This is a genomic window from Pigmentiphaga litoralis, from assembly GCF_014651835.1.
In the GTDB taxonomy this organism is placed as follows: domain Bacteria; phylum Pseudomonadota; class Gammaproteobacteria; order Burkholderiales; family Burkholderiaceae_B; genus Pigmentiphaga; species Pigmentiphaga litoralis.
Map to the genome: position 1 here is coordinate 2,907,226 of NZ_BMXQ01000001.1, position 12,508 is coordinate 2,919,733.

Consider the following 12,508-nt stretch of genomic DNA (forward strand, 5'->3'; position numbering starts at 1 on the left):
AGGAAGGCCGGCATGGCTTCAGTGATCGAACGAAATCTGCCGGCCACCCGAAAGCGCGATCATCGCCGCGCCACGCGTGTCGGCCAGCGCCTGGCCCTGCTGCTGATCGTCATCGCGATCTGGGGTATTGCGTCCCTGGGCACCGAGCCCTTCGTACTGCCCAGTCCGTTGCGGGTCTGGCATGCCTTTGTCGGACTGATTGCCAACGGCATGTTCTTTGCCGACCTGTCGATCACCCTGTATCGCGTCGTCGTGGGCTTCTTGCTTGCCGCGGTGGTAGGCACGGTACTGGGCATGGTGCTCGGCTCGAACAAGGCGCTGGCCGACTTCTTCGAGCCGGTGCTGGCCGTCATGAACACGGTGTCGTCGGCCATCTGGGCCATCTTTGCGATCATCTGGTTCGGCATCTCGAACGCCACCACGATCTTTGTGGTGTTCATGACGGCCATGCCCCTGGTGCTGACGAACGTCTGGCAGGGCACGCAGACCGTCAACTCTGAATACATCGATCTGGCCAAGACCTTCCGCATGTCCCGCGCCAAGGTGCTGCGCAAGATCTACATGCCCAGCATCCTGCCCTACTTCTTTTCGGGCGCGCGACTCGCCTTCGGTTTTGGCTGGCGCGTCAGCCTGATTGCCGAGACCCTGGGCTCGAGCAACGGCATCGGCTATCGCCTGCGGCAAGCCGCCGACCTTGTCCAGACCGATCAGGTGTTCGCCTGGACGGTCACGCTTGTCAGCATGATGGTCGTCCTGGAACTGCTGATCCTCAAGCCGCTGGAAAACCACCTCTTTCGCTGGAAACGACCTGTCCAGTCCTGACGCATCGCCGACCAGGACACCCCCACCCTCACCCCGGGAGAACGTATGCGCATCTCACACCGCTTCATTCATTGGATGGGGGCGCTGACCCTGCTCGCTCTGGCGTCAACGCCCGCGCACGCCCAGAAGGTCCGCGTCGGCTACTGGACCAGTGGCGTCAGCCTGGGTTTCGGGGCCGTTCTGGAAGCGCAGAAGTTCTTTGAGAAGGAAGGACTGGAGGTCGAGTACGTCCACTTTCCTGATGTCAATGCGCCCACCAAGGCGATCGCGGCCAATGCCATCGACTTCGCCCTGGGCGCGAGCGCCGGGGGCGCATTGAGTGTCACGGCGGATGGCTTGCCGCTCAAGATCATGCTGGCCACACAGATCGCCGAACTGAGCTTCGTGGTGCTGGAAGACTCGCCCATCAAGACCATGGCCGATCTGCGGGGCAAGAAGATCGGCATGTCGCCCGCGGGCAGCGCGACCTCTGGCATTACGGCCGCGATCCTGGATGGCAATCACGGCATGAAGCCCGGCACCTATGAAGCCGTGCCAGGCAACGAACCGCGCCTTGCACAATTCCTGGTGCAAAAGGATGTGGATGTGGCGGCGATCCGTTCGGTCACCATCGCGCAGATGCCGGGCGTCAAATTGCGCACCCTGGCCACCGCCGAAAACGAATGGAAGACCCTGACCAAGAGCGATGCCAAACCCGTGCTGGGCGTCGGGCTGGTGCGCAAGGACTTCCTGGACAAGAACCCCGATGCCGCCGCGAAGCTGGTGGTCGGCATGCGCAAGGCCTATGAATTCGGCAAGGTGAACAAACCCGCCGTGGTCGAGGCGTTGGTGAAGTACGCCAACATGCCCGAAGCCAACGCCAAGGACTACGCCAATCTGTGGAACGGCATCTACATGGTCAGCATGGAACCCGCCGACATCGCCACCCTGAAGCGCGAGTTCGAGATCTTCAAGAGCGTGGGCGCCGTCAAGGGTACCCTGCCCGACTCCGCGTTCGCACCCGAGCCCTATCAAAAGTCGAAGGCCATGAAATGAGCGCAGACCCGGCAGTCGTGACGCTGCGCCCGACCTTGCGTTGGCCGCCCGAGGGCCTGTCGCGCATCCCCGTGCGCATCTACAGCGACCCGCAGGTGTACCGCGACGAACAGGACCTGCTGTTTCGCGGACCGACCTGGAACTATCTTGGGCTGGCGCACGAGATTCCCGACGAAGGCGACTTCCTGACCTCGCGCATCGGCGATACACCCGTTGTCGTGATGCGTGCCGCCGATGGTTCGGTCCGCGCCCTGGTCAACCGCTGCGCGCACAAAGGCTCGCTGATCTGCTACGAGCCGCAGGGCCACAGTACGCATGCGCGCCTGGTCTGTCCGTATCACAACTGGATCTACGACCTGGACGGCAAGTGCCTGAGCGTCGCGTTTGAAAAGGGCATCCAGGGACGCGGCGGCATGCCCGCGGACTTCGATCGCAGCCAGGTCACGCTGCGCGTGCTGCGCGCCGAAGTGCTGCATGGATTGGTGTTCGCCACCTTCAGCGACAGCGTTGCGCCATTGCGCGAGTACCTGGGCCCCGAGATGCTGCATCACGTGGAACGCACTCTGGGCGGCCGCACGCTCAAGGTCCTGGCGCGCTATTCACACATCATGCCGAACAACTGGAAGCTGTATATCGAGAACAGCCGGGACACCTATCATCCCAGCCTGCTGCACAGCTTCTTTGCGACCTTCAAGCTGAACCGGCTGTCGGCCGACGGCGGCGTGCAGCACGATGCCGACTCGCGCCACCACCTGGTGTTCGCCAAACGCCACACGGATGTGGGATCGGCCGAATACAGCTCGGGCACCCTGCGGGCCATGAAGACCGACTATGGCCTGGAAGACCCGTCCCTGATCGACCAGTGGATCGAGTTCCCTGACCAGATCACCAATTCGATCCAGAGCCTGTTTCCGGGCTTCGTGTTGCAGCAGATCCTGAATTCCATCGGTACCCGTCAGACCCACCCGATCGGCGTCGACAAGTGCGAACTGATCTGGACCCTGCTGGGCTTCGAAGAAGACACGCCCGAGCAGGCAGAGATCCGCCTCAAGCAGAGCAATCTGGTTGGGCCGCATGGCTTTGTATCGATGGAGGACGGCGCCATCGGCGGCTTCGTGCAGCGCGGCGTGGCAGGCGATCCGGACATCGATGCGCTGGTCGAGATGGGCGGCAGGGGTGTCGGCACCGCCGACAATCGTGCGACCGAAACGTCGGTGCGCGGCTTCTACAAGTTCTATCGCGAGTTGCTCCATGTCTAGCAGGCCTGACCTGACGGTGATGCAGACCACGCCCGTGACGCCCGACGAACGTATGGCGGTCGAAGCGTTGATACGGGACTATGCCTTCGCGCTCGACGATGGCGAGTATGAGCGCTGGCCGGCCTTCTTTGCCGAGCAATGCTTCTACCAGATCCGCTCGCGCGAAAGCCGCGACATGGGTCACCCGCTCGGAATGATGTATTGCACAAGCGCGGCCATGATGCGCGACCGGATCAGCGGGCTGCGCCGCGTGAATGTGTTCGAGCCGCACCGCTATCGGCACGTGACGGGTTCGCCCTGGATCGCCCGGCTGCCTGATGGCACCTATCGCGCACGCACCTCGTACGTGCTCGTGCGCACGATGCGCACGGGCGAAAGCACGCTGTTTTCCAGCGGCTGCTACGAAGACGTCATTGCCCTGTCGGCGTCCGGCCCGCGCTTTCTGCGGCGCGAAGTGATCTGCGAATCGAGCCAGATCGACACGCTTCTGGTCATCCCGATCTGACATGACCGACGCGCCTCGCTTTTGCATCCATCTCGACAACGTGTCGAGCAAACATCCGGTCTTTCACATGACAGCCGCTGCGGCGCAAGCCGCATTGGCCGAGCACCCCGCCGCCGCGGATCGCATCGCCATTCGCATCGGATGGGATGGCGAAGGTCTGGCGGAGGCCCTGCCGCAGACCGACATGCTTGTGTGCGCCCGGGTGCCTGCCCTCGACCTGCGCCGCCATGCGCCACGACTGCGCTGCGTGCATGCGACCGGCGCCGGCATCGACGGCATGCTGCCGCTCGACTGGCTGCCCGACGGCGTCGTGTTCACGAACAGCAGCGGCGTCCACGCCGCCAAAGCGCAGGAATTTGCCTTGATGGCGTTGCTGATGCTGAACAGCCGCCTGCCGCAGATCATGACGCGGCAACACGCGGCGTCGTGGCATCAGGTCTTTACCGGCCGCGCTGCAGACAAGACCGTGTTGATCATCGGCTTTGGCGACATGGGTCGCGCCGCCGGACGCGCGGCGCGCCAGTTGGGGATGCGCGTGATCGCCGCGACGCGCCGTGGCGCCGCCAGTCCCGATGCGGACGTGATGTACTCCATTGCCGCACTCGACAGCGTTCTTTCGCAAGCCGACATGGTCGTGCTCGCCACCCCCCTTACCGCAGCGACGCGACACCTGCTGAACGCCTCGCGGATCGCTGCCATGCGCCCCGGCGCAGGACTCATCAACGTTGCGCGCGCCGGCGTGATCGACGGCAGCGCGCTGCGGGAGGCTCTGCACCGCGGCCATCTGTCAGGCGCCGTGATCGACGTCTTCGAACAGGAGCCGCTGCCGCCCGACTCGCCCTGGTGGTCCACGCCCAACCTGATCATCACCCCGCACATTTCGTCCGACGACGCAGACCGGTATATCGTCGATGCCCTGGGCATCGCCATCCGGAATGCCCTCGCCCTGCTCGATGGTGCGCCCCTGACCAATGTGGTCGACGGCGACCGCGGCTATTGATCCTGGAGTCCCCATGTCTACCGTCTTTCACATGATCACCGGCGCGCCCGATCCGGTGGCGCCGTTCAGCCATGCCGTCGAATCCGATGGCTGGATCTTTGTCACCGGACAGATGCCTTTTACCGGCCGCGCCAATGACTCCGCCTATCCGGAGGGAATCGAGGCACAAACGCGTCAGGTCATGGCCAACCTTGAGACGGTGCTGACCGGTTGCGGACTGGGACTGCCGGACGTCGTGTCGGTCCGCATCTACCTCTTGCATTTCGATCGCGACTACGTTGCGATGAATGGCGTGTATGCCAGCTACTTTGCCCCCGGCCGGCGGCCCGCGCGGACCTGCATCGGTGTCAGCGGCCTGGCGCGCGGCGCACTGATCGAGGTCGATCTGGTCGCCCGGCGACCTGCCGTGTGAAGCGTTCGCCATAAGTATTTTTTTCTTTGCTGCGCAAAATCGATAGAAAATCCTTCGCCACTCCAACCCTGCATCCGCGTAGACTCAAGGCGTCGATCTTTCGTTGCGAGGGACTGCCGAATATGGATGCAGAAGCCAACGTCATTGCCTTGCATGGCGACTCGCGTTGCGAGCGGGAAAGCCTTTTACCCGAGGCACTCATCACCGACATCGAACGCGCATGCACTGGCGCCCCAGCGCGTTTCGTCCATCGTCTGCTGGGCGCCTTGCGGCACCATGCCACCGACGAACTCCTAGTGCGGACGGTGCGCGATCTGGCGGGCACCCGCCCCTTCCGGCCCCATGGCGCGTACATCGATCCCGCAGGCCGATTCCGCATCGACGTCATGACGTGGCAGGCGGGTCAGGTCAGCACCGTTCACGCTCACGACACCTGGCGCGCGCTGGCCATCATCGATGGCTGGTTGCGTGAAGACCTGTACGACCACGGCAGTGCGGGCGCCGATGCGCAGCATGCGACAAGCTCGGCCGTGCTGCCAGGAGGTGTCCAATACCGCCTGCCAGGCAATGCGACGGTCCACCGGTTGCGCAATGTCGGGTCGACCCCCGCCGTGTCGCTGCACGTACGCGGCTTGCGGCCTGTGACGGCTCCGGCGCCCCTGCCCCAGAGGGAATATGCCGAGCTCTGAGTCCACGTGATGCCGTCAGGATTCGGTACACTCGCGGACCACCCATCATCGGGCGAGTACGCTCCGATTACCGAGCCTGTGAGAAACCATGGACGATATCGACCGCAGGATCCTGACGGTCCTGCAAGAGGACGCGACGCTGCCTGTCAGCGAGCTGGCCAAACGTGTCGGACTGTCGACAACGCCCTGCTGGAAGCGGGTGCAAAAGCTTCGGGAAGACGGCGTCATCACCAAACAGGTGGTGCTATGCGACCCCGCAAAGATTGATCTGAAATTGACGGTCTTCGTCGAGATCCGGACGAACCGCCACAACGATGCCTGGCTGCGCAAGTTTGCCAAGATCGTGCGCGAAGTGCCCGAGATCGTCGACGTCTACCGCATGAGCGGTGACGTCGATTATCTCCTTCGCGTTGTCGTGCGCGACATCGAAGGCTACGACGCGGTGTACCGGAAACTGATCCGCGCGGTAGAAGTCTTCGATGTCAGTTCCCGCTTCGTCATGGAAAAAATAAAATACTCCACGGCGCTGCCGCTGCTGGATGAGAGCAGCGACGCGGAGTGATCAGCGTGACCCGGGCGGTTTTGCCGCAAACGACGATCCGCGCACGCACATGCGGCCTTCGGCGGTCTGCCAGAGCCGCTGGGCTTCGTGCAAGGACCCCAGGGCGCGGGCAATCGTGTTGAAGTCGTAATCGGCCGCGAACCGGTCGGCAATCTCGGTGTAGTACAAGGGCGCCGTCTCGATGGCGGCAAAGATGGCGTCGGCCGCCTCGCCCACCTTCTCGATGCCCGCCACCACGTTCGGGTCCGCCTTGCCGGCCAGGTAGTCGGCAATCTTGGCCGTATCCGCGTAGGCATACGAAATCCGCTCGAAGCGCTCATGCGGAATGCCCTCGGAAATCGTCGCATCGATGCCCACCTTGGCGCCGGTCGGCACCACGCCGGGCGGCATGACTGCCAGGCTGGGATCCAGCGGCTTGGCGCGCGCCCCGGGAATGATGAAGATGTCGCGGTCGCCCTGCACGCGCGTGGCGATCGCCCACTCGACTTCCTCGCCATTGAACACATCGATGTCATCGTCAACGACCACGACGTGTTTCAGGTCCATGACCGACAGCGCCGCCAGCAGCGCATTCTTGCCCTCACCCGCCTGCTTCTTGATCGAGATCACCGCATGCCAGAAGGCGCGCCCGCCCAGGGTCACGTTGATGTCCTTGACCTGTACGCCCGCCGTCTTGAGCGCCGTGCGGATGGCCTGATAGCGCGTCGGGGCCGCCAGCCACGTGTTTTCCCACGGCATGTGCAGGGCGTAGTAGATCGCGTCGCGCCGATGCAGGATCGCCTTGATGCGGACGTTGGGGTTCCAGTGCAGGCCGCCCATCAATGCAGTGAATTCGCCAAACCGCCCTTCGGGCTGGGTCCAGCCGGTCGGCAGGATCTCCGCTTCGATCACGATTTCGGCATCGGCAATGAAGGGCAGATCGATCGTCTCGCACTGCGCCAGTTCGACCGGGCAGCCGCGAATGCCACCGGCGATCGCCATCTCGTCCACGCCAATGGGCGCGCGGTAGCCGGCGCCCATGATTTCCATGGGGTGGGTGCCGATGGAAATCGAAATCGGACATGGCTTGCCGGCCTCATAGGCGCGCTGCGCAAAACGCCGCATGTTGTTCGGCGTCACGATGTCGATGCCGGTCAAGCCCTTCTCTTTCACGATCAGCCGGTAGATGCCGGTGTTCACCCCGTATTCCGGGTCCTTCGCGATGATCACGCCAGCGGTGATCATGGGGCCGCCGTCGAAGATCGACGACATGGGAATCGGCAGCTTGTACAGATCGATGTCGTCTCCTGTGATGATCACTTCCTTGGCTGGGGAATGATCGACATACACCGGAGAAATCGGATTGTTGATGCCGTGGTCGAGCTTGGCTTCGATTTCGCGATAGGTCTCGCAGCCCATCGACATGATGGTGCGGTTGCGCGTCCGGATAATGCCGGACAGCAGCGGCATGTCGTAGCCGATCACGTCATGGAACAACAAGGCCTTGTCGCTCTGGTCCACCAGGGTGGCCACATGGCGGATGTCCACGGGCTGATGGATGTCAACCAGCTCATCGGCCGCGCGCAGCCGGTCCAGGAAGCTACGAAAATTTTCGTTCATGGGATGCATGTCATGTCCTTGTGTCGGTCGGCGGCGGTCAACCCGCCAGGGCGGCGCCTGCGCGGGTCTTCGCGATCTCGATCAGGGCGTTGCGGTCGATCTTGTTGGTGGTGGCCAAAGGCAGCCTTGGCAGGAACCAGACGAAACGCGGATGTTGATAGGCCGCCGCGTTGGCCAGCGCGAATGTCTTGACGGCCTCTTCGGTCAGCGTTGCGCCTTCGCGCGGCACGATGAAGGCCACCGGCTTCTGGCCCTTGATTTCGTCGTCGATGGGAACGACACAGGCCTGGGCCACGTCCGGGTGCCGCTCCAGCATTTTTTCCACGTCGCTCGGGTAGATGTTTTCGCCGCCGCATACGAACATGTCGTCGACACGGCCAACGAAGTAGTGGAAGCCGTTCTCGTCCCGCGTGAACACATCACCCGTCTTGTAGAACCCGTCTTCGGTAAACGGTGGCTTCAGGTCCGGCCGGTTGTGGTAGCCCGTCATCAACGACGGGCAGCGCATTTCCAGCAGCCCGCGGTCGGCATCCTGGTTGTCACCGTCAACCAGCCGCAGGTCGACCAGCGGGTGCTTGTAGCCGACCGACAGGGTCGGTTGCGGGATACCCGCAGGGTGGGGACCGAACACCAGCGGGCCGCCTTCGGTCGTGCCGTAGGCATTGCTGATCTTTGCGTTCGGCATGGCCGCGTGGATACCCGCAATCAGGCTGGGACTGACCGGCGCCGATCCCATCCGCAGGAATTCGACGCTGGACAGGTCGGCGCGTGCGACGGCTTCGGTATCGCGGAGCATCATCGCAATCATGGGCGGGACGGCCGTCAACCATGTGCACTGGTACTGCCCGATGGCATCGGCGTAGGACCCCGTCGTGAATTGCGACAGCAGCACGACAGTGGCATGCGCGGCGCTCGACAGCTGCGTCAGCGCCAGCGCATTCATGTGATACAGCGGCGCCGCGATCAGATAGCGGTGCCGCTCCAGTTCCTGCCCGGCAAGGCGCGATGCAACGACCCACAGATGACTTTGATGCGACAACATCACGCCCTTGGGCTTGCCGGTGGATCCCGACGTATACAGGAACACCGCCGTCTCGCCCTGCTGCGGCACGATGGCATCAAAGGGGCCCGGATCCAGAAAGGCATCGAAGCCTTGTTCACCGGTAGTGCCGAAGGCCACGGCCGGCATCCCCGACGGGCAGTCGTCACGACGGGCTTCATCGTGGAAGATCATGCGGGCGCCGGAATCCTCGATCACGTAATGGATCAAGGCCCGGGGAAACTTGAAGTTGACCGGCACCGGAATCAAGCCTGCGCGCATCGTGCCGTAGAGCACGGCAACGTATTCGGCATTGTTGGCCGACAGGATGGCGATCCGGTCGCCCCGGCGATAGCCCTTGGCCACCAGCGAACGCGCCACGCCCTTGGCCATCGCATCCAGTTCCTGGTAGCTGTAGGTGCGCGGCGCGTCGCCGCTCAGGTCGATGATCGCAGGCTTGTCGGGCTTGTTCCGGTCGAACAGATCACCCAGATTGGTCAGGGCATGCATGCGCTGTCTCCTTGCGCCACGGTCATTCAATGAAAGCGATAACGGAATCGAAAGCGGAACTGGCCGACACCGTGGCGCGCGTGGGATCGCGACGGCAATCGATTCCGTGATCCCGGGCTGCGGAAAAGCAGGCATCGACCTGCGCCAATGACGTCGTCCGCAAGGTGACCGCGCCCATGTACGCGTCGCGGCCCTCCGCAACAAACGCCTGGTCGCCGTATCGGTCGACATAGCCGCCAGCCGTCATCAACTCAAGCACAAAATCACCCAGCCGCAAGGTTGCCGTGTCGGCGCTGCGCTCGATGGCGACATCGCCAAGCACCGTGGCATACCGCCGGGCCTCGTCATCGGGATCGGGCACGACCACCGTGAAGCCTGCGATGGCGATGGCGCCATTGGCATGCGTCTGCCATTCCGGCCGCCACACCAGATGGCGCGTGCGCTGCTCGCAGAAGTACACCCGGCCGCCTTGCACGAATCCCGGCTTGAGCCGGACCGTCCTGAACCTGGCTTCCTGCGTCGTGCCGTCCAGGTCGACCGGTCGGCCAAAAGCCAGCGGCAGTTCCGTCGGCACCCCCGCAGCCAGCAGCCGGGCGTACTCGGCATCGGCATCCTTGCTCAGGAACACCAGGCCATTCAGGCCGCGTGGACTGTCCGCCACTTCCCGCCGTATCTTGTCCGTGCCGGTCGGCAGACCAACCAGTTCCAGATAATCGTGGCCGAACATCATCAAATGATTGATCGAACCGAGTGAATGGAAGCCCCGCGGCGTGAGATGGAATCCCAGCGCGCGGAACACGTCCGCCGCGGCGTCCATGTCGTACAGGACGTTGATGACGGCATGATCGACCGAAGGCGCGGACATGGGCGACTACGCCTTGGGCGGTGCGGTCAGGTACACGCCGCGGCCACTCGCCACCAGCGCCTTGTCCTTGTCGTACACATGCGCTTCGGCCACTGAAAATTGCGATCCCCACTTGACCACCTTGCCAGTCGCCGTCAGGTCGCCGGGCATGGCGGCACGGTGGTAGTCGACGCGCATGTCGATCGTCGGCACGCCGCGGCCGGTCTTGGATACCAGCGCCCAGTCGGCCGTCAGGTCGACCAGCGTGGCCAGAATGCCGCCGTGCGTGTACTTGCGGTCGGGGTTCACCACCCATTCTTCGCGCCACGTCGCTTTCAGGGTGATTTCCCCTTCGCCCACGTTCAGCACCTCGATGCCGAGCCATTGATGAAAAGGACCCCGCGTGAGCATGGCCTGTACTTTCTCTGCGGTAAGGATGTCGTCGGTCATAAAGCCTCCTGGGCGTCGGGGTAGCGGATGGGGTTCAAGGAACGATGACGACTTTGCCGAGAACCTTGCGGTCCTGGATCATGGCGAGGCCTTCGGCGGCCTGTTCGAGCGGCAGCACCTTGTCGATGACGGGCTTCATCTTGCCTTCCTGGATCAGCGTCATCAGGGCGGACAGGTTGTCGTCGTAGAAACTGTTCGAACCCATGATGTTGATCTCGAAGCTCCAGATGTACCGGAGATCTTCCTTGGGGTCGTGGCCGGCCGTGGCGCCGCAGACCAGCAGGCGTCCGCCGCGCTTGATGCACTTGAGGGACGGCACCCAGGTATCGCCGCCCGTGAAGTTGATGACGACATCGACACCCCCTTCGTTCGACCGCCGCTGCGGCTTGCCGTATTTCTCGATGGCCCACTTCGAAAAATCGACGTCCTTGTAGTTGATGACGTGGTCCGCGCCCAGATCCTTGAGCCGTGCCATCTTGTCCTCGCCACCCGCGCAGGCGATCACCTCCGCGCCCAGCAGCTTGGCCAGGATGACGCAGCCGGTGCCCACGCCGCCGCTTGCGCCAAGCACCAATACCTTGTCGCCTTTCTTGATGGTGTTGTGCGTCACGATCATGCGGTGCGCCGTGCCGTAGGCCACCGGCAACGAGGCGGCCTCTTCGAACGTGACCTGGTCAGGCATGCGGATCAGCTGGTCGCTCGACACCAGGCAGTATTCGGCCATGCCGCCATTGAGCATCTCCCCCATCAAGCCCTTCTTCTTGTTGAGCGGATTGACCAGCACGCGGTCGCCTGCCGCCCAGCCCTCGACGCCCGCGCCGACGTCAACGATCTCGCCCGCCATGTCCAGGCCGATGATGACCGGCAACGGCACCTTGATGCCCGGCATGCCACGCACCGTGAACACATCGTGGTAGTTGAACGAGGACGCGCCGACGCGGATCACGACATGGCCCTCGATCACTTGCGGCCTGGGAAAGTCATAGACGACTTTCAGTTCGGACAGGTCGCCGTGCTGCGAGAGCAGCAAGGCTTTCATGGTGTTTTCGCTCATCGTTCTTCCTTGGGGTGGACCGCTTACAGGACCGCCTGCACCAGGCGATTGACATGGGTGGCGACGCGGGGGCTGTCGATGCCGTAGACATGGATCGACACGGCGTCCTCGCCGCCGGGGTTCCCGAGGCGATGCGCCTCCTGGATGCCCGCATACGTGAAGGTGATATCACCGACGCAGCGTGTGCGCCGTTCCTGCAGCCGCACGGCCCGGCAGTCTGCCGACCACGCGTAGCACTCTTCCTGCAGCACGCCCGCGACAACGGCATAACTGCACCAGGTGTGATGGCCGTGCACGGGACTGAACTGGCCGGCGCCCCAGACGATCGCGACGACCGAAAAGCGGCCGGCGTCGTCGGCGTACAGAAGGTGGCGAGCGTAGCTGTCGGCGCGACCGACACGCTGCGCCGCACTCAGGAAAGTGGGTTGAGCGATCGCCGATCGCAGGGCGCGCCGCAAGGCATGGGGAATGTCGTCGGTACACCCGGCGCACGCGTGACGGATCTCATCCGCCAGAACGCACAGAGCTTCGTTTTGCTTGCTTCCCTCAACTTCGATCATCGTCATGGCCTCAATCAAACATTGGGCAATCGAAAAAGCTGAACTGCTAAGACAAAGATTCGAAATTCTTTTAGTGCGTTTTTATTGGTTTTATTTTCTACTTGCTTGCACCAAGTGTAGATTGTGATTTCTCTCAAGCGCAAGAAAAAAGGTGTTTTGTCCGGACGA

Annotated in this window: 14 protein-coding genes; 8 read left to right on the top strand and 6 right to left on the bottom strand. The window is 63.1% G+C overall.

The window, feature by feature from the left end; genetic code table 11:
• Window positions 1-12: 12 nt before the first annotated feature.
• From IE116_RS13235 to IE116_RS13270, 8 genes are all read left to right on the top strand, one after another.
• Window positions 13-822, top strand: a complete 810-nt coding sequence (locus tag IE116_RS13235) for an ABC transporter permease (protein ID WP_189613123.1) — start codon at window positions 13-15, stop codon at window positions 820-822.
• Window positions 823-867: 45 nt separating this feature from the next.
• Entirely contained in the window at window positions 868-1,857 is a 990-nt protein-coding gene (locus tag IE116_RS13240; RefSeq protein WP_229828142.1) for an ABC transporter substrate-binding protein, read from the top strand.
• Window positions 1,854-3,116, top strand: a complete 1,263-nt coding sequence (locus IE116_RS13245) for an aromatic ring-hydroxylating dioxygenase subunit alpha (RefSeq protein WP_189613124.1) — start codon at window positions 1,854-1,856, stop codon at window positions 3,114-3,116. Before IE116_RS13240 ends, IE116_RS13245 begins: the two co-directional genes overlap by 4 nt.
• Complete coding sequence (locus tag IE116_RS13250) at window positions 3,109-3,621, top strand: aromatic-ring-hydroxylating dioxygenase subunit beta (RefSeq protein WP_189613126.1); 513 nt, start codon at window positions 3,109-3,111, stop codon at window positions 3,619-3,621. Before IE116_RS13245 ends, IE116_RS13250 begins: the two co-directional genes overlap by 8 nt.
• A gap of 1 nt (window position 3,622) precedes the next feature.
• Window positions 3,623-4,621, top strand: a complete 999-nt coding sequence (locus tag IE116_RS13255; protein ID WP_189613128.1) for a D-2-hydroxyacid dehydrogenase — start codon at window positions 3,623-3,625, stop codon at window positions 4,619-4,621.
• Window positions 4,622-4,634: 13 nt separating this feature from the next.
• On the top strand, window positions 4,635-5,033 hold the full coding sequence (locus IE116_RS13260; protein ID WP_189613130.1) for a RidA family protein: 399 nt from the start codon (window positions 4,635-4,637) through the stop codon (window positions 5,031-5,033).
• 122 nt (window positions 5,034-5,155) lie between these two features.
• On the top strand, window positions 5,156-5,722 hold the full coding sequence (locus tag IE116_RS13265; RefSeq protein WP_189613132.1) for a cupin domain-containing protein: 567 nt from the start codon (window positions 5,156-5,158) through the stop codon (window positions 5,720-5,722).
• Window positions 5,723-5,810: 88 nt separating this feature from the next.
• Window positions 5,811-6,284 (top strand): Lrp/AsnC family transcriptional regulator, encoded by a 474-nt coding sequence (locus IE116_RS13270; protein ID WP_189613135.1) that lies wholly within the window; start codon window positions 5,811-5,813, stop codon window positions 6,282-6,284.
• On the opposite strand, the gene IE116_RS13275 is transcribed toward IE116_RS13270, so the two are convergent.
• The 6 genes from IE116_RS13275 to IE116_RS13300 are packed head-to-tail and all read right to left on the bottom strand — an operon-like array spanning window position 6,285 to window position 12,346.
• The gene (locus tag IE116_RS13275) at window positions 6,285-7,892 is read right to left on the bottom strand and encodes a UbiD family decarboxylase (protein WP_229828143.1); all 1,608 of its coding nucleotides are present in this window, start codon (window positions 7,890-7,892) and stop codon (window positions 6,285-6,287) included.
• Between the two features lie 28 nt (window positions 7,893-7,920).
• Window positions 7,921-9,432: a class I adenylate-forming enzyme family protein gene (locus IE116_RS13280; RefSeq protein WP_189613137.1), complete on the bottom strand. Its 1,512-nt coding sequence runs from the start codon at window positions 9,430-9,432 to the stop codon at window positions 7,921-7,923.
• A gap of 22 nt (window positions 9,433-9,454) precedes the next feature.
• Window positions 9,455-10,297: a VOC family protein gene (locus IE116_RS13285; protein WP_189613139.1), complete on the bottom strand. Its 843-nt coding sequence runs from the start codon at window positions 10,295-10,297 to the stop codon at window positions 9,455-9,457.
• A 6-nt stretch (window positions 10,298-10,303) separates the two neighbouring features.
• Window positions 10,304-10,726: a PaaI family thioesterase gene (locus tag IE116_RS13290; protein WP_189613141.1), complete on the bottom strand. Its 423-nt coding sequence runs from the start codon at window positions 10,724-10,726 to the stop codon at window positions 10,304-10,306.
• 34 nt (window positions 10,727-10,760) lie between these two features.
• Window positions 10,761-11,765, bottom strand: coding sequence for a zinc-binding dehydrogenase (locus IE116_RS13295; protein WP_189614619.1), 1,005 nt, complete (start codon window positions 11,763-11,765; stop codon window positions 10,761-10,763).
• Window positions 11,766-11,803: 38 nt separating this feature from the next.
• A complete protein-coding gene (locus tag IE116_RS13300; protein WP_189613143.1) occupies window positions 11,804-12,346 on the bottom strand; it encodes a cysteine dioxygenase family protein in 543 nt (180 codons plus the stop codon).
• Window positions 12,347-12,508 lie beyond the last annotated feature (162 nt).

Excerpts from the sequence above, each read along its gene's own strand:
- IE116_RS13260 (WP_189613130.1), top strand. The coding sequence starts at position 4,635 with ATGTCTACCGTCTTTCACATGATCACCGGCGCGCCCGATCCGGTGGCG.
- IE116_RS13240 (WP_229828142.1), top strand. The coding sequence starts at position 868 with ATGCGCATCTCACACCGCTTCATTCATTGGATGGGGGCGCTGACCCTG.
- IE116_RS13265 (WP_189613132.1), top strand. The coding sequence starts at position 5,156 with ATGGATGCAGAAGCCAACGTCATTGCCTTGCATGGCGACTCGCGTTGC.
- IE116_RS13270 (WP_189613135.1), top strand. The coding sequence starts at position 5,811 with ATGGACGATATCGACCGCAGGATCCTGACGGTCCTGCAAGAGGACGCG.
- IE116_RS13280 (WP_189613137.1), bottom strand. The coding sequence starts at position 9,432 with ATGCATGCCCTGACCAATCTGGGTGATCTGTTCGACCGGAACAAGCCC.
- IE116_RS13300 (WP_189613143.1), bottom strand. The coding sequence starts at position 12,346 with ATGACGATGATCGAAGTTGAGGGAAGCAAGCAAAACGAAGCTCTGTGC.
- IE116_RS13295 (WP_189614619.1), bottom strand. The coding sequence starts at position 11,765 with ATGAAAGCCTTGCTGCTCTCGCAGCACGGCGACCTGTCCGAACTGAAA.
- IE116_RS13250 (WP_189613126.1), top strand. The coding sequence starts at position 3,109 with ATGTCTAGCAGGCCTGACCTGACGGTGATGCAGACCACGCCCGTGACG.
- IE116_RS13290 (WP_189613141.1), bottom strand. The coding sequence starts at position 10,726 with ATGACCGACGACATCCTTACCGCAGAGAAAGTACAGGCCATGCTCACG.
- IE116_RS13235 (WP_189613123.1), top strand. The coding sequence starts at position 13 with ATGGCTTCAGTGATCGAACGAAATCTGCCGGCCACCCGAAAGCGCGAT.
- IE116_RS13245 (WP_189613124.1), top strand. The coding sequence starts at position 1,854 with ATGAGCGCAGACCCGGCAGTCGTGACGCTGCGCCCGACCTTGCGTTGG.
- IE116_RS13285 (WP_189613139.1), bottom strand. The coding sequence starts at position 10,297 with ATGTCCGCGCCTTCGGTCGATCATGCCGTCATCAACGTCCTGTACGAC.
- IE116_RS13275 (WP_229828143.1), bottom strand. The coding sequence starts at position 7,892 with ATGCATCCCATGAACGAAAATTTTCGTAGCTTCCTGGACCGGCTGCGC.
- IE116_RS13255 (WP_189613128.1), top strand. The coding sequence starts at position 3,623 with ATGACCGACGCGCCTCGCTTTTGCATCCATCTCGACAACGTGTCGAGC.